Source organism: Streptomyces mutomycini (assembly GCF_001700505.1).
Classification (GTDB): Bacteria; Actinomycetota; Actinomycetes; order Streptomycetales; family Streptomycetaceae; genus Streptomyces; species Streptomyces mutomycini.
Genome location: NZ_MAPV01000149.1, coordinates 1 through 21,185, shown reverse-complemented (window position 1 = coordinate 21,185; position 21,185 = coordinate 1). Strand labels below are relative to the sequence as shown.

Annotated in this window: 20 protein-coding genes and 1 pseudogene; 9 read left to right on the top strand and 12 right to left on the bottom strand. The window is 71.7% G+C overall.

What is annotated here, in order from left to right; genetic code table 11:
• Together BFF76_RS21185 and BFF76_RS21180 are read right to left on the bottom strand one after the other, a co-directional pair.
• Nucleotides 1–314 (bottom strand): PaaI family thioesterase (locus BFF76_RS21185; RefSeq protein ID WP_065848843.1); only part of this gene is annotated, 314 nt, incomplete at its 3' end.
• Between the two features lie 80 nt (nucleotides 315–394).
• On the bottom strand, nucleotides 395–1,315 hold the full coding sequence (locus BFF76_RS21180) for a DMT family transporter (RefSeq protein WP_065848844.1): 921 nt from the start codon (nucleotides 1,313–1,315) through the stop codon (nucleotides 395–397).
• Between the two features lie 223 nt (nucleotides 1,316–1,538).
• Between BFF76_RS21180 and BFF76_RS21175 the strand changes: the two genes are divergently transcribed.
• Nucleotides 1,539–2,183 carry a TetR/AcrR family transcriptional regulator gene (locus BFF76_RS21175; RefSeq protein ID WP_053930758.1) on the top strand — a complete coding sequence of 215 codons (645 nt, stop codon included), beginning with the start codon at nucleotides 1,539–1,541 and terminating at the stop codon, nucleotides 2,181–2,183.
• 12 nt (nucleotides 2,184–2,195) lie between these two features.
• Here BFF76_RS21175 and BFF76_RS21170 read toward each other — a convergent pair whose 3' ends face one another.
• A complete protein-coding gene (locus BFF76_RS21170) occupies nucleotides 2,196–2,819 on the bottom strand; it encodes a dihydrofolate reductase family protein (RefSeq protein WP_053930757.1) in 624 nt (207 codons plus the stop codon).
• Nucleotides 2,820–3,028: 209 nt separating this feature from the next.
• On the opposite strand from BFF76_RS21170, the gene BFF76_RS21165 reads away from it, so the two are divergent.
• Nucleotides 3,029–3,865 (top strand): aldo/keto reductase, encoded by an 837-nt coding sequence (locus tag BFF76_RS21165; RefSeq protein ID WP_031092789.1) that lies wholly within the window; start codon nucleotides 3,029–3,031, stop codon nucleotides 3,863–3,865.
• Nucleotides 3,866–3,919: 54 nt separating this feature from the next.
• On the opposite strand, the gene BFF76_RS21160 is transcribed toward BFF76_RS21165, so the two are convergent.
• The 3 genes from BFF76_RS21160 to allB form a co-directional block, all read right to left on the bottom strand.
• Nucleotides 3,920–4,249: a putative quinol monooxygenase gene (locus tag BFF76_RS21160; protein ID WP_031092790.1), complete on the bottom strand. Its 330-nt coding sequence runs from the start codon at nucleotides 4,247–4,249 to the stop codon at nucleotides 3,920–3,922.
• Between the two features lie 113 nt (nucleotides 4,250–4,362).
• Nucleotides 4,363–5,478, bottom strand: a complete 1,116-nt coding sequence (gene alc / locus BFF76_RS21155) for an allantoicase (protein WP_065848842.1) — start codon at nucleotides 5,476–5,478, stop codon at nucleotides 4,363–4,365.
• A gap of 2 nt (nucleotides 5,479–5,480) precedes the next feature.
• On the bottom strand, nucleotides 5,481–6,824 hold the full coding sequence (gene allB / locus BFF76_RS21150) for an allantoinase AllB (RefSeq protein ID WP_031092792.1): 1,344 nt from the start codon (nucleotides 6,822–6,824) through the stop codon (nucleotides 5,481–5,483).
• Nucleotides 6,825–7,157: 333 nt separating this feature from the next.
• Here allB and BFF76_RS21145 point away from each other — a divergent pair, with 333 nt between their 5' ends.
• Nucleotides 7,158–7,958: an IclR family transcriptional regulator gene (locus BFF76_RS21145; RefSeq protein ID WP_053930754.1), complete on the top strand. Its 801-nt coding sequence runs from the start codon at nucleotides 7,158–7,160 to the stop codon at nucleotides 7,956–7,958.
• Nucleotides 7,959–7,969: 11 nt separating this feature from the next.
• Here BFF76_RS21145 and BFF76_RS21140 read toward each other — a convergent pair whose 3' ends face one another.
• Both BFF76_RS21140 and BFF76_RS21135 read right to left on the bottom strand, forming a co-directional pair.
• On the bottom strand, nucleotides 7,970–8,650 hold the full coding sequence (locus BFF76_RS21140; protein WP_031092793.1) for an ABC transporter ATP-binding protein: 681 nt from the start codon (nucleotides 8,648–8,650) through the stop codon (nucleotides 7,970–7,972).
• A complete protein-coding gene (locus BFF76_RS21135) occupies nucleotides 8,647–9,717 on the bottom strand; it encodes an ABC transporter permease (RefSeq protein ID WP_065848841.1) in 1,071 nt (356 codons plus the stop codon). The genes BFF76_RS21140 and BFF76_RS21135 overlap by 4 nt, the downstream gene beginning before the upstream one ends.
• A gap of 110 nt (nucleotides 9,718–9,827) precedes the next feature.
• Between BFF76_RS21135 and BFF76_RS21130 the strand changes: the two genes are divergently transcribed.
• Both BFF76_RS21130 and BFF76_RS21125 read left to right on the top strand, forming a co-directional pair.
• Nucleotides 9,828–11,021: a sensor histidine kinase gene (locus BFF76_RS21130; protein ID WP_065848840.1), complete on the top strand. Its 1,194-nt coding sequence runs from the start codon at nucleotides 9,828–9,830 to the stop codon at nucleotides 11,019–11,021.
• Nucleotides 11,018–11,650 carry a response regulator gene (locus BFF76_RS21125; RefSeq protein WP_053930751.1) on the top strand — a complete coding sequence of 211 codons (633 nt, stop codon included), beginning with the start codon at nucleotides 11,018–11,020 and terminating at the stop codon, nucleotides 11,648–11,650. The genes BFF76_RS21130 and BFF76_RS21125 overlap by 4 nt, the downstream gene beginning before the upstream one ends.
• A 2-nt stretch (nucleotides 11,651–11,652) precedes the next feature.
• Here the strand turns inward: BFF76_RS21125 and BFF76_RS21120 are convergent, their stop codons facing one another.
• Nucleotides 11,653–11,970 (bottom strand): DUF5955 family protein, encoded by a 318-nt coding sequence (locus BFF76_RS21120; RefSeq protein ID WP_078850578.1) that lies wholly within the window; start codon nucleotides 11,968–11,970, stop codon nucleotides 11,653–11,655.
• Nucleotides 11,971–12,161: 191 nt separating this feature from the next.
• On the opposite strand from BFF76_RS21120, the gene BFF76_RS21115 reads away from it, so the two are divergent.
• The 3 genes from BFF76_RS21115 (at nucleotide 12,162) to BFF76_RS21105 (ending at nucleotide 18,064) form a co-directional block, all read left to right on the top strand.
• Nucleotides 12,162–12,767 (top strand): nucleotidyltransferase family protein, encoded by a 606-nt coding sequence (locus tag BFF76_RS21115; RefSeq protein WP_065848839.1) that lies wholly within the window; start codon nucleotides 12,162–12,164, stop codon nucleotides 12,765–12,767.
• Between the two features lie 253 nt (nucleotides 12,768–13,020).
• Complete coding sequence (gene aceB / locus BFF76_RS21110; RefSeq protein ID WP_031092805.1) at nucleotides 13,021–14,640, top strand: malate synthase A; 1,620 nt, start codon at nucleotides 13,021–13,023, stop codon at nucleotides 14,638–14,640.
• Nucleotides 14,641–14,785: 145 nt separating this feature from the next.
• Nucleotides 14,786–18,064 (top strand): ATP-binding protein, encoded by a 3,279-nt coding sequence (locus BFF76_RS21105; protein WP_065848838.1) that lies wholly within the window; start codon nucleotides 14,786–14,788, stop codon nucleotides 18,062–18,064.
• A 26-nt stretch (nucleotides 18,065–18,090) separates the two neighbouring features.
• Here the strand turns inward: BFF76_RS21105 and BFF76_RS21100 are convergent, their stop codons facing one another.
• From BFF76_RS21100 to BFF76_RS21090, 3 genes are all read right to left on the bottom strand, one after another.
• Nucleotides 18,091–18,960 (bottom strand): ABC transporter permease, encoded by an 870-nt coding sequence (locus tag BFF76_RS21100; protein ID WP_065848837.1) that lies wholly within the window; start codon nucleotides 18,958–18,960, stop codon nucleotides 18,091–18,093.
• Nucleotides 18,957–19,997: a daunorubicin resistance protein DrrA family ABC transporter ATP-binding protein gene (locus tag BFF76_RS21095; RefSeq protein ID WP_031092811.1), complete on the bottom strand. Its 1,041-nt coding sequence runs from the start codon at nucleotides 19,995–19,997 to the stop codon at nucleotides 18,957–18,959. Before BFF76_RS21095 ends, BFF76_RS21100 begins: the two co-directional genes overlap by 4 nt.
• A 108-nt stretch (nucleotides 19,998–20,105) precedes the next feature.
• Entirely contained in the window at nucleotides 20,106–20,945 is an 840-nt protein-coding gene (locus BFF76_RS21090) for a shikimate dehydrogenase family protein (protein WP_107418464.1), read from the bottom strand.
• Nucleotides 20,946–21,080: 135 nt separating this feature from the next.
• Between BFF76_RS21090 and BFF76_RS33955 the strand changes: the two are divergent.
• Nucleotides 21,081–21,185 (top strand): annotated as a pseudogene (locus BFF76_RS33955) (thioesterase); the annotation flags it as partial.

Sequence of the window (21,185 nt, the reverse complement as noted above, 5' to 3'; positions counted from 1 at the left end):
CGGCCGGTGTGGACCACCTGGGCGCGTGCGGCCAGGGTGCGGCCGCTCGCCGGGCGGACGTACTGGATGGAGAAGCCACCGGTCAGCACGGCGGGCCCGAGCGTCGTCCCGGCCGCGAAGGTGAGCGCGTTGTCGGCCGCGTAGGACAGCACCCCGCCGTGCAGGAAGCCGTTCTGCTGGGTGAGCTCCTCGCGCACGTCGATCTCGAGGACTGCCTCGCCGTCCCCGAACTCCGTGATCCTCGCTCCGACGAGCCCGCTGAACGGCTGGCTGTCGAGAACCTGCTGTGCTGTGTCCACCGAGAGTTCAGTCATGGCCCCCACCCCACATCATGAGCACACCGGGAGACGGCGCACCCCAGGGAGACGCTCCACCATGATCGCGGCGGACTCGGTCAGGAGGTGACGTCGGCGCGGCGGCGCCCCCACGCCGTGCCCGCCAGCACGAGCACCCCGCCGAGCACTCCCAGGGCGCCCAGGCGCTCGCCCCCGATCGCGATGCCGACGGCCGCGGCCCAGAGGGGTTCCGTGCCGAGCAGCAGGCTGACCCGGAACGGCGAGGTGCGGCGTACCGACCACATCTGCACGAAGAACGCGAACAGCGTGCAGAACACGGACAGGAACAGCAGCCCCGCCCACTCGGTGGCGCCGAAGTCCGCAGCCACCGTCCAGGGCGCAGGCCCTGTGCCGGGTACGGCGGCCAGTACGGCGAAGACCGCGACGGCACTGCCGAGCTGCACCGTGGTCAGGGAGAGCGAGTCGGAGTCCTGGACCGCCTTGATCCGCGCCATCGCCAGGACGTGGACCGTACGGGCGAGAGCGGCGAGCAGCATCAGGAGATCGCCCGCCGAGGGGCTGGTGAAACCGCCGCCCTGGGTCAGCAGCAGCACACCGGCGACCGAGAGGCCCGCCGCCGCGAGGAAGGCCGCCGGCGGCCGGACCCGGGTCACGGCCGCATCGGCCAGCGGGGTGAAGATCATCGTGAGGCTGATGATGAGCCCCGCGTTGGTCGCCGACGTGTGCACGACTCCGTACGTCTCGAGCAGGAAGATCCCGCTGAGCACGAGTCCCAGCAGGCCCGCGCCCCGCCACTGCGCGCCGCTCAGCGCCCGCAGCCCGCGCCACCCCGCGACCACCAGCGCGGGCAGCACGATCGCGAAGCGGAGCACGAGGACGGCGATGACGGTGTGCGTCGTGGTGACGCCCTTGGCCGCGAGGTAGCTGGCCCCCCAGACTGCGGCGACGAGCAGGAGCGGCAGGTCGGTGACCCATGCGCGGCGGGTCGGGGCGAGCGCGGGCAGGACGGCAGAGGACACCTGGTTCTCCTGGTTCTCCACAGCGGGAACGATGTGGAGACCTCGCCGGCTCACACGGGGAGCGATCACCGTACCGAACGGCCGCCCCCCTCGGGAACCTCTGTCCAGAGGGTGACTCGGCCACGTGTTCGCGGGGGTCCTCACCGGGGGAAGCGGCCCCACGGCCGTACCGGATCCTCCTAGAATGTCGGCCCTGGGACGCTCGGACACACGGAGTTGGCACATGGGTGGAGCGCGGCTGGACGGACGGGTCGAGCGGGGGAACCAGACCAGGCAACTGGTGCTGGGGCGCGCGGTCCACGTCGCCTCGACCGAGGGACTGGAGGGCCTGTCGCTCGGCCGGCTGGCCACGGAGCTGAAGCTGAGCAAGAGCGGTGTGTTCGCCCTCTTCGGCTCCAAGGAGGAGCTGCAGCTCGCCACGGTGCGCGCCGCGGTGAACGTCTTCGTCGAGCACGTGCTGACACCGACCAGGGCGGCTCGGCCCGGTCTGGGCCGCGTCTGGCGGATGTGCGAGAGCTGGCTCACCTACTCGCAGCGCCGGGTGTTCAGCGGCGGCTGTTTCTTCTACGCGACCATCGCCGAGTTCGACTCCAGGGAGGGCAGGGTGCACGACGCGCTGGCCTCCACGCAGACGGGCTGGGTCACCTTCGTGGAGGAGACCGTCGAGGAGGCCAGGGTGCGGGGCGAGCTGGCCGCGGACACGGACGTCTCGCAACTGGCCTTCGAACTCATCGCGTTCATGGAGCTGGCCAACGCAGAGTCGGTACTACACAGCAACACCCCCGGCTACACCAAGGCGGCGCGGGCCATCCTGGGGCGGCTGCGCGCCTCGGCCACGGACGGTTCGGCACTGCCTCCGGCCCCCTGAGACCGGCTCCTCTCACACGCCGGGGTCGAAGGTCCCGAACCGAGCGCGGCCCGTCGGCCGGTAGGTGTGGATCGCGATGCCGCTCCCGGTGATCCGTGTGTCGGTCAGCTCGAAGGCCGTCGGCTGCCCGCCGTCGGGGAAGAGCCGCCTGCCGCTGCCCAGGTAGACGGGGTGGACGAGCAGGTTGATCTCGTCGATCAGGTCGTGCGCCATGAGGGACTGTGCCAGGGTTCCGCTGCCGTGGATCTGCAGCTCCCCCTCCTCCGTGCGCTCCTTCAGGCGTGCGACCTCGGCAGGCACGTCACCCGGGACGACGGTGGTGTTCTCCCACTCCGGGTCCTTCAGGGTCGTGGAGACGACATGCTTGGGCAGGGCGTTGAGACGGGACGCGATCGGGTCCTCCGGATCGGTGACCCTGGGCCAGTAGGACGAGAAGATGTCGTACGTGCGCCGCCCGAGCAGATAGGCACCCGAGCGGTCGAAGACCTCATTGACGAAGGCCCCCATGTCGTCGTCCGCGAACGGCACCATCCAGCCCCCGTACCCGAACCCGCCGGTGGTGTCCTCATCGGGCCCGCCGGGTGCCTGCATCACGCCGTCGAGGGACACGAACGTGGTGAGAGTCAGCTTCGCCATGGCCCCGCTCCTCCGTATCGCTGTCGCCGTGGATCCCGGCGGCCGGGTGCTTCCACCCGTACAGACCCCACTGTCGGACGAAACCCACCGGTACGCCTGGTCGTCAGGCACCGGCTACCGCCCGGCGGCCGCACCCGGCCGCGTCGCGCGCCCCGCCCGGCGGCCCGTCCTACGCTGGTGGGGACCGTACGCGAACGAAGTGGGAGACCATGAGCAGGACACCGCCCCCGGTCCGTAACCTCCACGACGGCAGCACCGTCCCCGCGGTGGGCCTCGGCACCTGGCCGCTCGACGACGAGGCCGCCGAGAAGGCCGTCGCCGGTGCGCTGGGGCTCGGCTACCGGCTCGTGGACACCGCGCTGAACTACGGGAACGAGACCGGCACCGGCCGCGGGATCGCCCGCTCCGGGGTACCCAGGCAGGAGCTCTTCGTCACCACCAAGGTCCCCGGCCGCCACCACGGCTACGAGCAGACGCTGGCCTCCTTCGAGGAGTCGCGGAGCAATCTGGGACTGGAGTACGTCGACCTGTACCTCATCCACTGGCCACTGCCCCGGGTGGACAGGTACGTCGACACCTGGAAGGCGATGATCAAGCTCCGCGAGGACGGTCTCGTACGCTCCATCGGCGTATCCAACTTCACGGCGGAGCACCTGGACCGGCTGGAGCGGGAGACGGGTGTGCTGCCCGTGGTGAACCAGGTCGAGATGCATCCGCTGCTCCCGCAGGAGGAGCTGCGGGCGGTACACACCGCGAAGGGCATCGTCACGGAGAGCTGGAGTCCGCTGGCCCGGGGGCGCCAGGTGCTTCGGACCCCGGAGGTGATCGCCGCCGCCGAGGCCCACGGGGTGACACCGGGACAGGTCGTGCTGCGGTGGCACACCCAGCTGGGGGCGGTGCCGATCCCGAAGTCCGCCGATCCCGGGCGCCAGCGGGAGAACCTCGACCTGTTCGGCTTCGAGCTGACCCAGCAGGAGCTGGACCGGATCGGTGCCCGGCCGTCGCACCGCTTCGGCGGGGACCCCGATACACACGAGGAGTTCTGACGGCGACGGTCACCGGTGGGCGGGCGGCAGGTGACCGGTCGATGCGGGCCGGGGTCACCGGTTGCGCGGGGTGACCTCCGACATCCGGGACCAGTCGTCGCCGGGCACCTCGACGTTGACGATCTCGGGGACCTCGCTGACGAGCTCCGACATGGTGTCGATCGCGGCCTTGAAGTGCTCGGAGTTCACATGCGCCTCGCCCGCCTCCTGCGAGGCGAACGCCTCCAGCAGGACGAACTGGTCCGGGTTCTCGACGCTGTAGGACCAGTCGAAGAAGAGGTTGCCCGGCTCCTGGCGGGTGGCGAGGGTGAACTCCTCGACGGCCGGGAGCCAGTTGTCCCGCTCGGCGGTGCGCACGGTGAACTTGACGGCGATGAAGATCATGGCGACTCCTGGTCGGGACGGCGGCGTCGCGACCAGGTTCCCATATCCCCACCGGGCAGGTGTGAACCGGCACACCTGCCCCTGGACCGCGAGCGGCACGCGGGAAGCGGAGGCTACCCGCCGAGCGTTTCGTGGCGGGCTGCCAGCCGTGCCGCGCCCTCCTCGGTCAGCGTGCCGAAGAGCCGCAGCCGGGAGATCCCGCCGTCCGGGAAGATGTCGATCCGGACATGCGTGCCACGCACCGGCTCCGGCAGGACGAAGCGGTGGTTCGTGTCGGGCTGGAGCCTGGTGCGGGGCAGGACCACCGCGTATTCTCCCCCCTCGCCGTCACTGACCGAGATCGTGGCCCAGCCGGCCGCGTTGCCCTTGAGGCAGGCGGTGTCGATCTCGACGGCACGGATCTCCGACTGCCCGGCCAGACGGTAGCGGATCCAGTCGTTGCCCTTGTCGCGCCGGCGGCGGGTCTCCCAGCCGTCGTCCATCTTCCGCGAGCGGCCCGGCGCGATGGTGTTGGTGGCCGGGGAGTAGAAGCGGTCGGAGGCGTCCTCGACCTCGCCGCCGTTCTCCAGGGCCACCAGGTCGAACGTACCGAGGGCGGCCAGCCACACCGGGTCGGGGGCCACGACGCCGTGGACGCGCAGGCGGGCTATGCCGCCGTCGGGGTGCTGGTTGACCCGCAGATGGGTGAAGCGCCGCTCCTCGTGGACCGCGAAGCCGTTGGCCGCATGGCCGCCGACTGCCGTACGGGGGACGAGCGTTGTCCACTTCACATCGGGTGCGAGGAGGTCCTCGGGGGACGGGGAGCCGGGCAGCGAGGCCGCCTCGACGGAGACCGACTGCGGGTAGTTGCCGCGGAAGTGCGCGGTGTCGACGACCAGCCCGCGCACCACGCCGGGTACACCGAGGCGTACGAGCGCCCAGTCGTGGTCCTCGTCGGTGGGGTGCGGCTCGGTGGCGCTCGTACCGCGCCTGCGGCGGGTCTCCCACCCGTCCATGATCTTGCCCTTGTGCCCGAAGCGCTCGGGGTCGAATTCCGCGGGCTCCGGCTTGAGCAGGTTCTCGCGCTCGGCGAAGAACTCGTCGTTGGCGGCGATGACGCCACCGCCGAGGCGCCGGTCGGCGAGGTCCACGAGATGAGTGAAGGAGAAGTCGGCGGTGCGGTAGTCGGCGTACGGGTCGCCTCCCCCGTACGGGTTCGCGTCGCCGGTGAAGTGCGGTGTCGCCGTCATGGTCACTGGTTCCTTTCGAGGAGTCGGCCGGTGGGTTCGGCGAGTACGCCGTCGGCCGCGATCCGTGTGCCGCGCAGCCAGGTGGACTTGACGACGCCGTGCAGGGTCTTCCCCGCGTAGGCGGTGACCCGGTTGCGGTGGAGGAGTCCGGCAGGGTCGACGGTGAAGGTCTCGTCGGGGGCGAGGACCGCGAAGTCCGCATCCCGTCCGGCCTCGATGGCGCCCTTGCGGGTGAGTCCGGCGAGTCCGGCGGGTGCGGCGGACATCCAGCGGGCCACGTCGTCCAGGGTGTGGCCGCGCCGGCGTGCCTCGGTCCAGACGGCGGGCAGGCCCAGCTGCAGGGAGGAGATCCCGCCCCAGGCGGAGGCGAAGTCGGGGGTCTTGAGGTCGGCGGTGCAGGGCGAGTGGTCGGAGACGATGCAGTCGATCGTGCCGTCGGCGAGCCCGGCCCAGAGCGCGTCCTGGTTGGCGGCCTCCCGGATGGGCGGGCAGCACTTGAACTCCGTCGCCCCGTCCGGGACTTCCTCGGCGGTCAGGGTGAGGAAGTGCGGGCAGGACTCGACGGTGACGCGTACGCCCTCACGCCGGGCGGCGGCGATCAGCGGCAGCGCGTCGCTCGAGGAGAGGTGCAGGACGTGGACGCGCGCGTTCAGCCGCCCGGCGTGGGCGATGAGGCCCTCGATCGCGGCGTTCTCGGCGTCACGCGGACGGGACGCGAGGAAGTCGGCGTACTTCTCCCCGCTCCGCTGCGGGGCGTCGGCCAGGTGGTGCGGATCCTCTGCGTGCACGATCAGCAGGCCGCCGAAGCCGGCGATCTCCGCCATGGAGCGTGCCAACTGCTCCTGGTCCAGCTCGGGGAACTCCTCGACACCCGAGGGCGAGAGGAAGCACTTGAAGCCGAACACCCCGGCCTCGTGCAGCGGACGCAGGTCCTTCGTGTTGGACGGGATCGCACCGCCCCAGAAGCCGGTGTCGATGTGCGCCTTGGGGCCGGCCACCTGCTGCTTGACGCGCAGGTGTTCGACCGTGGTGGTCGGCGGGAGGGAGTTGAGCGGCATGTCGAGCAGGGTGGTGATGCCGCCCGCCGCCGCAGCGCGGGTGGCGGTCCAGAACCCCTCCCACTCGGTGCGGCCGGGATCGTTCACATGGACATGGGTGTCGACGAGCCCCGGCAGCAGGACGTCGTCGCCGAAGTCCTCGACGCGGGCGCCGCCCGGCACCTCGGTGTCGTACGGCAGGACCGCCTCGATCTCCCCGCCGGCGACGAGGACCGCTGCCGCGCGGGTCCCTCCGGGGGTGACGACGCGCGTCGAGCGGAGTACCAGCTTCACGTCCACACCGGGCACCTGTGCTCCTCACGCAGAATTCAACGATTTGTTGAAGGAGTCTTCACTCGGGGAAGCGGCCCGTCAAGACCCCTCCTCCCCGGTGCGGCTGCCAGTGGACCACGCACCGGGCCGCTCGGAGATTTCCACGAAGTAAAAGTTCATTTTCGACAGGCGGAACGTAGAATGAGCCAGGAGCGGCACCACCGCGCTTGGCGCCGAACGCGGGCCGGACCGCCGACACCAGGACAAAACAGGTCCTGACCGGCAAGGACGCCGCACCGGGAGCAGTGGGCCGATCGGGAGCAGCCCGGTAGGCTGCTGCCTTGCCTCCGCTTCGAAAGGACCGTTGACGTGCCGCCGTCCCACGCCAGCACATCCGACTCCAAGCCCGCCGGTCCCAGCGGCGGCGTGCAGTCCCTCGAGCGCGCCTTCGATCTGCTGGAGCGCATGGCGGACGCCGGGGGCGAGGTCGGGCTCAGCGAACTCTCCGCGAGCAGCGGACTCCCCCTCCCGACCATCCACCGCCTGATGCGCACCCTCGTCGTGTGCGGCTACGTGCGGCAGCAGCCCAACCGCCGTTACGCGCTGGGCCCGCGTCTGATCCGCCTCGGCGAGTCCGCCGCCCGGCTGCTGGGCACCTGGGCACGGCCGTATCTCCAGCGGCTGGTCGAGGAGACCGGCGAGACGGCGAACATGGCGCTGCTCGACGGGGACGAGATCGTCTACGTCGCCCAGGTGCCGTCGAAGCACTCGATGCGGATGTTCACCGAGGTGGGCCGCCGGGTGCTCCCCCACTCCACGGGCGTGGGCAAGGCCCTGCTCGCACACACCCCGGCGGACGAGGTCCGGGCGCTGCTGGCCCGGACGGGCATGCCCGCGGCCACCGAGAAGACGATCACGACGCCGGACGGCTTCCTGGACGCACTCGAGCAGGTGCGCCGGGCGGGTTACGCGGTGGACGACAACGAGCAGGAGATCGGGGTCCGCTGCCTCGCCGTGTCGGTGCCCGACTCCCCCACCTCGGCCGCCATCTCCATCTCCGGTCCGGCGGGACGGGTGACGGAGGCGGCGACGGAGCGGATCGTGCCGATCCTCCAGCAGACCGCGAAGGAGCTGTCCGAGGCGCTGGCGAGCAGCGGGCCGGCCTCCTGACGGCTGAGCGGTCAGGCCGGGGCTGGTGCCGTCAGGCGGCCGTCCTCCATCGTCACCGTCCCGTCAACGCGGTCCAGATGCGCCAGGTCGTGAGTGACCAGGACCGTGGCCGTCGACCGTTCGCGGGTCAGTCCGGCCAGCAGTTCCAGGACCGCGGCCCCCCGTTCGTGGTCGAGCGCGCTGGTCGGTTCGTCGACGAGCAGCACCGCCGGCTCGTTCATCAGGGACCGTGCGATGTTGATCCGCTGGCGCTGGCCGCCGGACAGCTGGTGCGGCCTGCGGTCCGCCTTGTCGGCCAGACCGACCGCGTCCAGGAGCTCCAGCGCGCGTACCCGGGCGGCACGCGGCGACCCGCCGGACAGATGTGTCATCACCTGCACCTGCTCCACCGCGGTGAGTGACGGCAGCAGGTTCGGCTGCTGGAAGACGATGCCGATGCGCTCCCTGCGCAGTGCGGCCTTCTCCGCGCGCGTGAGCCCCGCGGTGTCCGTGCCCGCCACGACGACCCTCCCGCCGTCCGGGGTGACCAGCGTGGCCGCGACGGCGAGCAGGCTGGATTTACCGGAACCGGATGGTCCGACGACCGCGGTGAGCGTGCCGGCGGGGACGTCCAGGGAGATCCGGTCCAGGGCGGTGAGCCGGGTGTCGCCGTCGGGATAGGTGAGGGTGACATCGGTGAGGGTGAGGGTCATCGGACGCTCCCGAGTGCGGTGAGGGGGTCGACGGCGGTGATCCGCCGGATGGACAGCGCGGCCCCGAGCGCGCCGAGGGTGATCATGACGGCGGCGGGCGCCAGGACCGTCGAGGCGTCCAGGACGAACGGCACGGCCCCGTCCCCTCCTCCGACGAGCGCGCCGATGCCCGTGGCGAGCGCGGTGCCCGCCCCGGTGCCGGCGGCGAGCATCACGACGGCCTGTCCGAGGGCGTCCCGCAGCAGGTACGGCGTGGAGGCACCCAGCGCCTTGAGCACGGCGACGTCGCCGCTGCGCTGGATGGTCCAGACGGTGAAGAAGGCGCCGACGACCAGCGCGGAGATGGCGAAGAGGAAGCCCCGCATGAGCTGGAGCGAGCCGTTCTCGGCCTGGTAGGAGCCGATCGCGGTGAGGGATTCGTCCAGTGTCAGGGTGCGGGTGTCCGCCGCCCCGTCACCGGCCGCCAGGTCCGCTCCGTGCGTCGTCAGCGCGATCACGGTGGCCTGCTCCCCGGTACCGCTGATGCGCTGCCAGTCGTCGAGCGAGGTCCACACCACCGGGGTGTGGCTGTACGAGGCGTCGCCCGCGACCGCGTCGACGGTCACCTCGGCGCCGCCCAGCCGGACGGTGTCACCGGCGCCCGCACCGAGGTCGTCGGCGGCCTGCAGGGAGAGCACCACCCGGCCCGCTGCCACCGTCCCGGGTGCGAGGTCCCCGGCCGGCCGGACACCGAACGCCGAGACCGCGGCCCTGCGGTCGCCGGCGGCGGCGTCCAGCGTCCGGATCCCGAGAGGTTCGGCGGCGGTGACCCCTGGCAGGGCTGCCCAGGTGCGCCAGGCGCTCTCCTCGACGGCGGAATCGGTGAACGACACCGCCCGGTCGTCCGGCGGGGCCGCGAACGCGAGGCGGTCGGTGTCCAGCCCCGTGACGGCCGAGGTGTTCTCCCTGGCCAGCCCCGCCGTCAGGCCGGACAGCAGCCCCACGAGCAGCGTGATCAGCACCACGACCGTACCCATGAGCGCGAACCGGCCCCGGGCGAATCTGAGATCTCTCCATGCGACGAACATGATTCCAGGCTCGGGCCCAGGACCCGCGAGGACATCGCGCGCCGGACGGGGTGGACATCAACCTTTCGGTTGACCGCCGCCGCGGCTGTCGCCTCTACGCTGGAACGACCATGAATCCGCGCGCGCACACCCACGTCACCACCGCGCTGCGGCTCTGTCTGCACGCGCTGCTGCTGGGGCTGCTGGCACTCGCAGCGGCCGGGGCGATGGACGACACCGCGGTGGTCCTCCTGGCGGGGGTCATGGCCGTCCTCTACGGCGCAGGCGCGCTGGCCCCCGTCGTACAGCCGCACACCCGGGCAGCCGCGGTCTGGCTCGCCGCGCTGGGCGCGGTGTGGCTGGCCCTGCTCGCCCTGTCGCCCGGCGCCCTGTGGGTGGCCTTCCCGCTGTACTTCCTGCAGCTGCACCTGCTTCCGACGCGGTGGGGGCTGCCCGCCGTGGTGGTCACCGCGGCCGCCGCCATCACGGGCTTCGTGCTGCACGGCCAGGAGATCACGCCGGGTACGTTCATCGGGCCGCTGCTCGGGGCGGCGGTCGCCGTGGCGACCGTACTCGGATACGACGCGCTGTTCCTGGAGAGCGAACGGCGGCGCGAGCTCATCGAGGAGCTGGTCTCCACCCGGGCCGAGCTCGCCGACGCGGAGCGCACCGCGGGCACCCTGGCCGAGCGGGAGCGGCTGGCCCGCGAGATCCACGACACCCTCGCACAGGGCCTGTCCAGCATCCAGCTCCTGCTGCGGGCCGCCGAGCACACGCTCCCGGCGGACGCGCCGGCCACCGCCCATGTGCGCCGGGCACGTGAGGCGGCCCAGGACAATCTCGCCGAGGCCCGCCGCTTCGTACGGGCGCTGAGTCCACCGGATCTGGAGGACGGCTCGCTGGCGGCGGCCCTGTCCCGGCTGTCGTCGCGCACGTCGGCGCCGGATCTCACCGTGCATTTCGCCGTCAGCGGCACTCCGGTGGAGCTGCCGACCCCGTACGAGGTGGCGTTGCTCCGTACCGCGCAGTCCGCGCTGGCCAACACGGTGCGGCACTCGGGGGCGCGGCGCGCCGAGATCACCCTCAGCTTCATGGAGACGTCGGTGTCTCTGGACGTGGTGGACGACGGTTCCGGTTTCGACCCGGAGTCATCGGCCGGGATGCGGCGGAGGCCGGACAGCGGAGGCTTCGGTCTGCCCGCGATGCGGGTCCGGGCGCTTTCACTGGGCGGCACACTGAGTGTGGAGTCGGCGCCTGGACAGGGCACGGCGCTGGCGGTCACCCTGCCGCTTCCCCTCGCGGACGGAGAGGACACCCCCGCATGACCGGCCCGATCAGGCTGCTGCTCGCCGACGACCACCCGGTGGTCCGGGCGGGCCTGCGTGCCGTCCTGGACACCGAACCCGACTTCGAGGTCGTCGCCGAGGCCGCCACCGCCGAGCGGGCCGTGGCCCTCGCCGCGACCGGCGCCTTCGATGTCGTCCTGATGGATCTGCAGTTCGGCGCGGGGATGCACGGATCGGAAGCCACCGCCGCGATCACGGCGGCGGCGGGCGCGCCCCGGGTGCTGATCCTCACCACCTACGAGTCGGACGCGGACATCCTGGCCGCCGTCGAGGCGGGGGCCGGCGGCTACCTGCTCAAGGACGCACCTCCCCAGGAGCTGGCGGCTGCGGTACGCACGGCGGCGGCCGGCCGCTCGGCACTCGCCCCCGCCGTCGCCCACCGTCTGATGGACCGGATGCGCACCCCCGCCCAGTCCCTGACCAAACGCGAGCTGGAAGTCCTCCAGCTGGTCGGTGAGGGGCTGTCGAACCAGCAGATCAGCAAGCGGCTGTTCCTGAGCCAGGCGACGGTGAAGTCCCATCTGGTCCACATCTACGCCAAGCTGGGCGTCGACTCACGCACCTCGGCGGTCGCGGCGGCGACCGCACGCCGGCTGATCCGCCGCTGACCTCACGGCCGGTGCCGGGGCTCCCCGAAGAGCTCCACGGCGATCCGTACGTCACGCAGGCGGGGCGCCAGCGCGCTGACCGAGCCGATCGCCCCCGCGACCAGCAGCAGCGAGCGGCGCAGCCGAAGGACCTCGGGCCTGCCGCCGACCGCCATGGCGTCCAGCGCGGCCAGCTCGTCCTCGGCTATGCCCCGGTCCGGGAACTCGGCGGGGTGTCCGGCGAGTTCGCGGCGGAGCCGGGAGACAGCCGTACGCAGCTCCGTCACCCTCGGGTCCTCACCGCTTCCGGTCAACCGCTCCTGCCCCACACTTCGCAACAAAGCACTCCCCCTCGCACAGCCGTCCGCCGGTGTGTCGACCTGGCCGCGGGCAGTGGTCAAGTGCCCGGAGCCGTCGTCGGACCGGTGCCGGCGAAGGTGGTGTGCGCCACCGTGCCGACAAGGAACGAGAGTACCCCCGAGGGGTGACAGTCATTCCGCCGATGCGGGCGCCGCAGTGGTATTCAGGGCACATGTCTCAGACACAACGGATCCCCGTGGTCGCCGGGGTACTGCTCGCCGCCGGGGGCGGCCGTCGACTCGGCGGACGGCCGAAGGCACTGCTGGAGCACCGCGGCCGCCCCCTGGTCGAGCACGCGGTGCGGGCACTGCGCAACGGCGGGTGCGGCCCGGTGCACGTCGTGCTGGGTGCCGCGGCCGACGAGGTGCGGGCCCTGGCGGACCTCTCGGCGTGCACGGTGACGGTGAACCCGTCCTGGGAGGAGGGCATGAGTTCCTCGCTCCGGGCGGGGCTGGGCGCCCTCGCCGGATCGGACGCGGACGCCGCCCTCGTGCTGCTGGTGGACCAGCCGGGCATCGGGGCGGAGGCCGTGGCCCGGGTCCGCTCGGCTTACCGGTCCCGGACCGCCCTGGCCGCCGCCTCGTACGACGGGGAGCGCGGCCACCCCGTGCTGTTCGGGGCCGACCGGTGGGAGGGAGTCGCGGAGGGTGCGGTGGGCGACCAGGGCGCCCGGGCGTACCTGCGGGCACACCGCGATGCGATCACGCTCGTCGAGTGCTCCGACGTGGCCAGGGCGCACGACATCGACACGACGGAGGACCTGAGGCATCTGGAGTGAACGGACCGTGCCGGAACCGGCACTCCGCGCCAGGAACGCGGCGCGTCTGTCGAGCCGGAGAGTCTCGACATCAACAAACCATTGAACTTCCACCATGAGGAAACTAATATCCACTGATCAGAAGCCCATGGTTCCGCTTCCGGTCATCGGCGGTACCCGTGGCCGTATCTCGGAGCCCTGGCACCCCGTGCCGTCCCGGGCGACCCGGCGGCCGTGGGTGCCGCCGCACCATCCGCTGAAGGAGTGACAGCTCATGTCCGCACCAGCGCCGTCCCCGCTGGCCATCGTCGATGCCGAGCCCCTGCCGAGGCAGGACGAGGTCCTGACCGATGCGGCCCTCGCGTTCGTGGCCGAGCTGCACCGGCGGTTCACGCCCCGGCGTGACGAGCTCCTCGCCCGCCGCGGAGAGCGCCGCGCCGAGATCGCCCGCACCTCCACACTGGACTTCCTGCCGGAGACGGAAGCGGTCCGTGCGGACGACACCTGGAAGGTCGCCCCGGCCCCGGCCGCGCTGGACGACCGCCGGGTGGAGATCACCGGTCCGACCGACCGCAAGATGACCGTCAACGCCCTGAACTCGGGCGCCAGGGTCTGGCTCGCCGACTTCGAGGACGCGTCCGCCCCCACGTGGGAGAACGTGATCACCGGCCAGCTCAACCTGATCGACGCGTACACCCGGAACATCGACTTCACCGACCCGAACTCCGGCAAGTCGTACGCCCTCAAGCCCGCCGGGGAGCTCGCGACCGTCGTCACGCGACCGCGCGGCTGGCACCTCGACGAGCGTCACCTCCAGCTCGACGGCACCCCGGTGCCCGGCGCGCTGGTCGACTTCGGCCTCTACTTCTTCCACAACGCGCAGCGCCTGATCGACCTCGGCAAGGGCCCGTACTTCTACCTGCCGAAGACGGAGTCGCACCTGGAGGCCCGCCTCTGGAACGAGATCTTCGTCTTCGCCCAGGACTACGCTGGCATCCCGCAGGGCACGGTCCGCGCGACGGTCCTGATCGAGACGATCACCGCCGCGTACGAGATGGAGGAGATCCTCTACGAGCTCCGCGACCACGCATCCGGGCTGAACGCGGGCCGCTGGGACTACCTCTTCTCCATCGTCAAGAACTTCCGTGACGGCGGCTCGAAGTTCGTCCTGCCGGACCGCAACCTGGTGACGATGACCGCCCCGTTCATGCGCGCCTACACCGAACTCCTGGTCCGCACCTGCCACAAGCGCGGCGCGCACGCCATCGGCGGTATGGCGGCCTTCATCCCCTCGCGCCGTGACGCCGAGGTCAACAAGGTCGCCTTCGAGAAGGTCAAGGCCGACAAGGACCGCGAGGCCGGCGACGGCTTCGACGGCTCCTGGGTGGCCCACCCGGACCTGGTGCCCATCGCGATGGCCTCCTTCGACGCGGTCCTCGGCGAGAAGCCGAACCAGAAGGACCGCCTGCGCGAGGACGTCTCGGTGGCGGCGGGCGACCTGATCGCCATCGACACCCTGGACGCGAAGCCCTCCTACGACGGGCTGCGCAACGCCGTCGCGGTCGGCATCCGTTACATCGAGGCGTGGCTGCGGGGCATGGGCGCGGTCGCCATCTTCAACCTGATGGAGGACGCGGCCACCGCGGAGATCTCGCGCTCGCAGATCTGGCAGTGGATCAACGCGGACGTGGTCTTCGAGAACGGCGAACACGCCACCGCGGACCTGGCCCGCAGGATCGCCGCCGAGGAACTGGCGGCGATCCGCGCGGAGACCGGCGACGAGGCCTTCGAGACCGGCAAGTGGCAGCAGGCCCACGACCTGCTGCTCCAGGTCTCACTGGACCAGGACTACGCGGACTTCCTGACACTGCCGGCGTACGAGCAGCTGCGCTGAGCCGTGCACGACGAGACGCCGCACCCCACGGATCACGCGCCGGGGTGCGGCGTTTCCGCCTGTCCCACAGGCCGGTCGGACCCGTCGGGCCCCGGCAACGCATCCCTCGCGTACCCCGCACGCGCGCATCCGGGAGAATGGGCGCGTGCGCTACCAGATCCTCGGCCCCGCCCGAGCCTTCCGCGAGGACGGAACCCCTGTCACCGTCGGCGGGGCCCGGCTGCGCGCGCTGCTCACCGCACTCGCCCTGCGGCCCGGGCACAGCATCCCGGTGCCGCTCCTCGTCGACGCGGTGTGGGTGGACGCGCCCCCCGCCGACGCGGCGGGCGCCCTTCACGCACTGGTCGGGCGGCTGCGAAGAGCCCTCGGTCCCGGAACGGTGACCTCGGCCGACGGCGGGTACGCGCTGTGCGCCGCCCCGTCGGACATCGACGCCCACCGTTTCGAGCAGTTGGCCCGCGACGGCACCCGCCTCCTCGCCGCGGGCGACGCGGCCGCCGCCCTCGCACTCCTCGACGAAGCCCTCGCTCTGTGGCCCGGCGGGCCCGCCCTCGCCGACCTGCCCGAGCACAGCACCGAGGCAGGCAGGCTCGGCACCCGGCTGTTCGAGACCCGTCGTGGACGGCTCGGTGCGCTGACGGCGCTCGGACGGGCCGAGGAGGCACTGCCCGAGCTGATGGCCCTGTGCGACGAACACCCCCTGGACGAACCCTTGCAGGCTCTGCGGCTGCGCGCCCTGAGGGCCACCGGCCGTACGGCTGAGGCGCTCGACGCGTACGAGACGCTGCGCCGTGACCTGGCCGACCGCCTGGGCGCCGATCCCGGCGACGAGCTGCGCTCTCTGCACGGCGAGTTGCTCGCTCCACCCGGCCAGGAGGCGGCTTCCGAGGAGCCCGCGGGGCCAGGGGGGAAGCTCCGGGCACGCCTGACCAGCTTCGTCGGCCGGCAGGACGACATCGCGTCCATCGGGGCCGACCTCGTGCGCGCACGGCTGGTCACCCTCCTCGGACCGGGAGGCGCCGGTAAGACGCGTCTCTCCATGGAGGCCGCCGAGGCGGCCGACGCCGGCCGGCGCTGGCCGGACGGTGTGTGGCTGGCGGAACTGGCGCCCGTGGAAGACCCGTCGACGGTTCCCGAGGTCGTACTCACCGCTCTCGGGGCCCGTCAGACCGTGCTGCCCGGCGCGAAGACGGAGGAACTGCGCGCCGTCGACCGCGGCACCGGAGACGCACCGCTGGTCCGGCTGACCGAGCACTGCGGCGGACGCAGGATGCTCCTGCTGCTCGACAACTGCGAGCACGTCGTGGACGCCGCGGCCCGGCTCACCGAGGAGGTACTGGCCCGTTGCCCCGGGGTGACCGTCCTGGCCACCAGCCGTGAACCCCTCGGGGTTCCGGGTGAGGTCCTGCGCCCGGTGGAGCCGCTGCCCGGCCCGATGGCCCTGCGGCTCTTCACCGAACGCGGCGTCGCCGCACGGCCCGGTTTCCGGCCCGAGGACGATCCGGAGGCCGCCGCCGAGATCTGCCGCCGGCTGGACGGACTCCCCCTCGCCATCGAGCTGGCCGCCGCCCGGCTGCGGATACTCACCCCCCGGCAGATCGCGGACCGGCTCGACGACCGCTTCCTGCTCCTCACCGGCGGAGCCAGGACCGTACTGCCCCGGCAGCAGACCCTGCGTGCGGTCGTGGACTGGTCCTGGGACCTGCTCGGCGCCGAGGAGCGCGCGGTCCTGTGCGCGCTGTCCGTGTTCGCGGGCGACTGCGACCTGCCGGCGGTCGAAGCGGTGTGCGGAGCGGGCGCCCTCGGTCTGCTCGGCTCACTCGTCGACAAGTCGCTGGTCGTGGCGTCCGCTCCGACCGCCTCCGGGACGGGCATGCGCTACCGGCTGCTGGAGACGATCGGTGAATACGCCGCGGAGCGGCTGGACGAGTCCGGGAGACGGCCCGGGGTGGAGCGCCGTCACCTCGTCCATTTCCGGGAACTGGCCCGCCGAACCAACCCGTTGCTGCGCGGGGACGGACAACGGGCGGCGATCGCGGTCTTCGAGAACGAGTACGAGAACCTCCGGGCAGCACTGCGCCGTGCGGTGGCCGCAGCGGACGAACACGAGGCGCTCTGTCTTGTCCACACCCTCGCCTGGTACTGGCAGATCCGTGACCTGCGGGCCGACGCCAGGCACTGGTCCGGAGCCGTCGCCGCGCTCGGACCCGACCCGTTCGCCGCACCGGCGGTGCCCGCTCCTCCGCTGCACGCACGGTGCACCGACGCCCCGCCGCCGATGCCCCCGGATCTGCTCGTCGAGGCGCGGCGCGGCGTGCGGCTCATCCATCTCGCCTCCATGAGCCACGAGCTCGACAGGTGGACCATGCCCGAGGCGGTGGAGTACTGCGGCCGGATCGTGGAGGTCTACTGGCCGGGTGTACCGCAGACCTGCCGCACACCGGGGGTGCTGTGGATCCACGCCGTCATGCTGACGGGCGAGCCGGGCCGCCTGCTGCAGCTCGTCGACCGGGCCGTCGAAGCCTGCCGCTCACTGGGTGACGACTGGGACCTGGCCTCCGCCCTGCAACTGCGGGCGAACATGCTGGCCAACCGGGGCGACAAGACCGGTGAGGCGGCACGGGACGCCGACGAGAGCCTGGCCCTGTTCACCCGGCTCGGCGATTCCTGGGGCGCGGCGGAGGCACTCTCCGTCCGGGGCGAGTCCTATGAGCGCGTCGGTGACAACGCCGGCGCGGCGAAGGACTTCCGCGCCGCGATCCGTCACGCCCAACAACTGGGTGCGCTCTCCCAGGTTGCGGTGCTGAAGACCCGGCTGGCCGGCGTCCTGACGGAACCGGGGCAGGACGCGGAGGCCGAAGCGGTGCTGCGTGAGGTCCTCGCGGAGGCCGACCGGCACAGTCACATGGTCGAGCCCGCCGCGCGGATGACCTTGGCCGTATGGCTGAACCGCACGGGCCGGACCGATGAGGCGCGCGCCGAACTGGAGCGGCTGCTGGGGACGTTCCGCTACTCCAGCCTCGCGACGTTCGAAGGACTCGTACACGGACTGCTGGCCTGGACGGCCAACCTGGACGGGCGTTACGCCGACGCGCTCGACCGGGCGCGGGAGGCGCTGGACCGGGCGCGGGACCCGCTGGGTGCGCTGGTCGCACCGCAGATGCCGGCGGTGCACCTGATGACCATGGCCCGCGCGCTGGCGGGGCTGGGGGGCACGGTCCGGGTCGCGAACGCCGCGCGGCTGCTGGGGGCGGCCGACGCGCTGCTGCCCCCGGGATACTCTCCCGCCGCGCAGGAGCGCACCTCGCACGAGGACGCCGAGGCAGCGGTCCGTACCGGTCTGACGGACGCCGCCTACGAACTGCTGTACGCCGAAGGAGGCCGCCTCACGGTGGATGAGGCAGCCTCCCTCTCGGCCCTCTGAACCGGCCGGTGGCCGGTGGCCCGGGCTCAGGTGCTCCGGCGGAACTTCGCCACGGCGAGCGGTGCGGTGATCAGGGTGATCGCCCCCGCCCAGGCCAGGGTCATGCCCGCGGCGTGGGCGACCGGCCCACCACTGATCAGGCCTCGTGCCGCGTCCGCGAGGTTGGACAGCGGGTTGTAGTCCGTGAACGCCTGCAGCCAGCCCGGCATCGAGGACGGCGGTGCGAAGATCGAGGATCCGAACTGCAGCGGCATGAGCACCATCATCGCCATGCCCTGAACGGCCTGCGTGGTCCTCATGGTGAGCCCCAGCAGGATGAAGATCCACATCAGTGACGAGCCGAACGCCGCAGAGAGGCCCACGGATGCGAGCAGCGCGAGCACCGAGGTCTTGATCTCCAGCCCGAGCGCGAACCCGACACCCAGCAGGATGGTGATGGCGATCAGCATCCTGCCGAGTTCGACCACGATCTTCGCGATCAGTACCGAGGACCGGGCGATCGGCATCGTCCGGAACCGGTCCATGCTGCCCGTGCGGAAGTCGTCGTTGACGCCGCTGCCGACCGCCATCGCGACGTTCATGCCCAGCATCGCCATGAGGCCGGGCACCACGTAGTTGACGTACGAGTCGCTGTCGCCTCCCAGCGACTGGCCGACCGAGCCACCGAAGACGAACACGAACAGGAGGGTGAAGACGACCGGCATCAGCACGACGTCGAGCATCGACTCGGGGTCCTGCTTGATCTGCATGACGTTGCGCCGGGTGAAGGCGCCGATGTGCCTGAGGTTCGCCCGCAGGCCGATCCGGTTCCGTCCGGCGGCGCCGTCTTTCTCCGCATGCTTGGAATGCGACGGCGGAGCGGTGGACGGAGACGGTGAAAACGTCGCTGTGCTCATGCCGCGACCTCCTCGGGAAGGGTGTCGGACGCACGGTCCGCGGGCTCGTCGGACGGGACGGAGGTGGACTTCTGTCCGGTGATGGCCAGGAACACCTCGTCCAGGCTCGGCAGGTGGGTGCCGATGTGCGAGATGCCGAAGCCGCGTGTGCCCAGCAGGGTGATCACGGACGTCAGATGCTCGTCGTGGAGGATCGGGACGTAGAGCAGGCATTCCTCCACGGCGGCATGCGCGCCGGCGATCCCGTCGAGCCCGGACTGGGCGACCGCCCGCTGCATGGCGGACAGCTGTGACGGATCGGACGGCCTGATCTTGAGCGTCCGGCCGCCGACCTTGGCCTTCAACTCGTCCACCCCGCCGGTGGCGACGACCTTGCCCCGGTCGATGACCGCCAGCTCGCTCGCGAGTTGCTCCGCCTCCTCCATGTACTGGGTGGTGAGCAGGACGGTGACGCCCTCGCCCACCATCCGCTGGACCTCCGCCCATACCTCCTTGCGCGTACGGGGGTCGAGGCCGGTGGTCGGCTCGTCCAGGTAGAGGACCGCGGGCTGCCCGATCATGGAGGCCGCGAGGTCCAGCCGACGCCGCATGCCCCCGGAGTACTGCATGGCGGGCCGCTTCGCGGCTTCAGTCAGGGAGAATCGTTCCAGCATCTCCTCTGCGCGGCGCCGGGCGTCCTTGCGGGACAGGTCGAGCAGCCGCCCGATCATGTAGAGGTTCTCCCACCCGGACAGCTTCCCGTCCACCGAGGCGTACTGCCCGGTCAGGCCGATGATGCGGCGCAGCCGGCGGGGGTCGTTCACCACGTCGCACCCGGCGACCAGCGCGGTGCCCGCGTCGGGCAGCTCCAGGGTGGACAGGCAGCGGACCAGCGTAGTCTTGCCGGCGCCGTTGGGGCCCAGGACTCCGAGGACGGTGCCTTCGGAGACATCCAGGTCGACGCCGTCCAGCGCTTTGGTCCCGCCGTAGTGCTTGACCAGTCCCCGCACCCGGATGGCGGGCGGGCCGGCCTCGGGGCTCGTGTCGATTCGCGTCATGCCGTCATGGGACCAAGCTCCACCGACATGCGTCCGACAGGATTCCGACAGGTGGCCGACGGCCGATACCGGCAGGGTCGTCACGGCTGGCAGGAGCCGGTGCGGCGGTCACTGCCCGGGCGGCGCGTCGAGCCGGAAGAAGGTGCGGTAGAGGTCGAGTTGGTGGTCGAGCATGTGGGCGCCGTGATGGATGGGGTGGCCCAGCGCGGCAGCGGCCTTCAGCAGGGCGGTCTCCCTCGGCTTCATGATCACGTCCGCCACCACGCATCGCGGAGGGAGGCCCCGCACGGAGAACGGCTGCGGATCGTCCGGCCGCATGCCCAGCGGGGTCGCGTTGACCACGATGTCCGCTTCCCCCAGTGGGGGGTCCGCCTCGCCCGTCGCGCGGCCCGGCCAGTGCTCCTCCAGGCGTGCGACGAGTTCGCGGAGCCTGGCCGCGTCCGGGTCGCAGACCGTCAGATGTGCGGCGCCGGCCGCAAGGAGTGCTGCCGCTATCGCGCTGCCCGCACCACCGGCCCCCATCAGGACGATCCGCCGGCCTCCGGGGAGATGGCCTGCTTCGGTCAGCCCGCGGACGAAGCCTGCGCCGTCGAAGTTCTCTCCGCTCCAACGGCCGTCCGGCTCGCGGCGCAGCGCGTTGACGGCTCCGGCCACCTCGGCTGCCGGGCTCACCTCGTCCGCGAGGCGCAGGGCCGCCGCCTTGTGCGGGATGGTGACGAGGATGCCGTCCAGGTTCTTCATCCGTGTGAGCCCGTGGAGGACTCCGGCGAAGGCGTCGGGTTCCACGTGTACGGGGAACAGCACCGCGTCGATGCCGAGGCGGGCGAACAGGGGATTCAGGAGCGACGGCGCCCGGACCTGTTCGACGGGCGCCCCGAGGACGGCGTAGAGGCGCGTGCTGCCTGAGATCGGCACCGGCCCGGAGAGATCGGGAACTACGAGTTCCATTTCTAGCCTTCTGTGAGTTGGTCGACCCCTAGCGAAAGGTTAGGGGTTGTGCCCGATCGTCGGCGGCGGGAAGGGTGACGGGGGCATTCGGCCGGCCGCGATCTCGCTCCGGCCCGTGACTCGAAAGGATGTCAGGTGACCGCGCATCTCACCGACCCCAGCCTGTGGATCCGGCGCTTCCACCCCTCCGAGAACGCCAGGGCCAGGCTCGTGTGCCTCCCGCACGCCGGAGGGTCCGCG

Bases quoted from the DNA above. Each gene is read 5' to 3' on its own strand.
- BFF76_RS21130 (WP_065848840.1), top strand. From the start codon at position 9,828: ATGAATCCGCGCGCGCACACCCACGTCACCACCGCGCTGCGGCTCTGT.
- BFF76_RS21160 (WP_031092790.1), bottom strand. From the start codon at position 4,249: ATGATCTTCATCGCCGTCAAGTTCACCGTGCGCACCGCCGAGCGGGAC.
- BFF76_RS21170 (WP_053930757.1), bottom strand. From the start codon at position 2,819: ATGGCGAAGCTGACTCTCACCACGTTCGTGTCCCTCGACGGCGTGATG.
- BFF76_RS21140 (WP_031092793.1), bottom strand. From the start codon at position 8,650: ATGACCCTCACCCTCACCGATGTCACCCTCACCTATCCCGACGGCGAC.
- BFF76_RS21115 (WP_065848839.1), top strand. From the start codon at position 12,162: ATGTCTCAGACACAACGGATCCCCGTGGTCGCCGGGGTACTGCTCGCC.
- BFF76_RS21100 (WP_065848837.1), bottom strand. From the start codon at position 18,960: ATGAGCACAGCGACGTTTTCACCGTCTCCGTCCACCGCTCCGCCGTCG.
- BFF76_RS21165 (WP_031092789.1), top strand. From the start codon at position 3,029: ATGAGCAGGACACCGCCCCCGGTCCGTAACCTCCACGACGGCAGCACC.
- BFF76_RS21090 (WP_107418464.1), bottom strand. From the start codon at position 20,945: ATGGAACTCGTAGTTCCCGATCTCTCCGGGCCGGTGCCGATCTCAGGC.
- alc (WP_065848842.1), bottom strand. From the start codon at position 5,478: ATGACGGCGACACCGCACTTCACCGGCGACGCGAACCCGTACGGGGGA.
- BFF76_RS21095 (WP_031092811.1), bottom strand. From the start codon at position 19,997: ATGACGCGAATCGACACGAGCCCCGAGGCCGGCCCGCCCGCCATCCGG.
- aceB (WP_031092805.1), top strand. From the start codon at position 13,021: ATGTCCGCACCAGCGCCGTCCCCGCTGGCCATCGTCGATGCCGAGCCC.
- BFF76_RS21125 (WP_053930751.1), top strand. From the start codon at position 11,018: ATGACCGGCCCGATCAGGCTGCTGCTCGCCGACGACCACCCGGTGGTC.
- BFF76_RS21175 (WP_053930758.1), top strand. From the start codon at position 1,539: ATGGGTGGAGCGCGGCTGGACGGACGGGTCGAGCGGGGGAACCAGACC.
- BFF76_RS21135 (WP_065848841.1), bottom strand. From the start codon at position 9,717: ATGTTCGTCGCATGGAGAGATCTCAGATTCGCCCGGGGCCGGTTCGCG.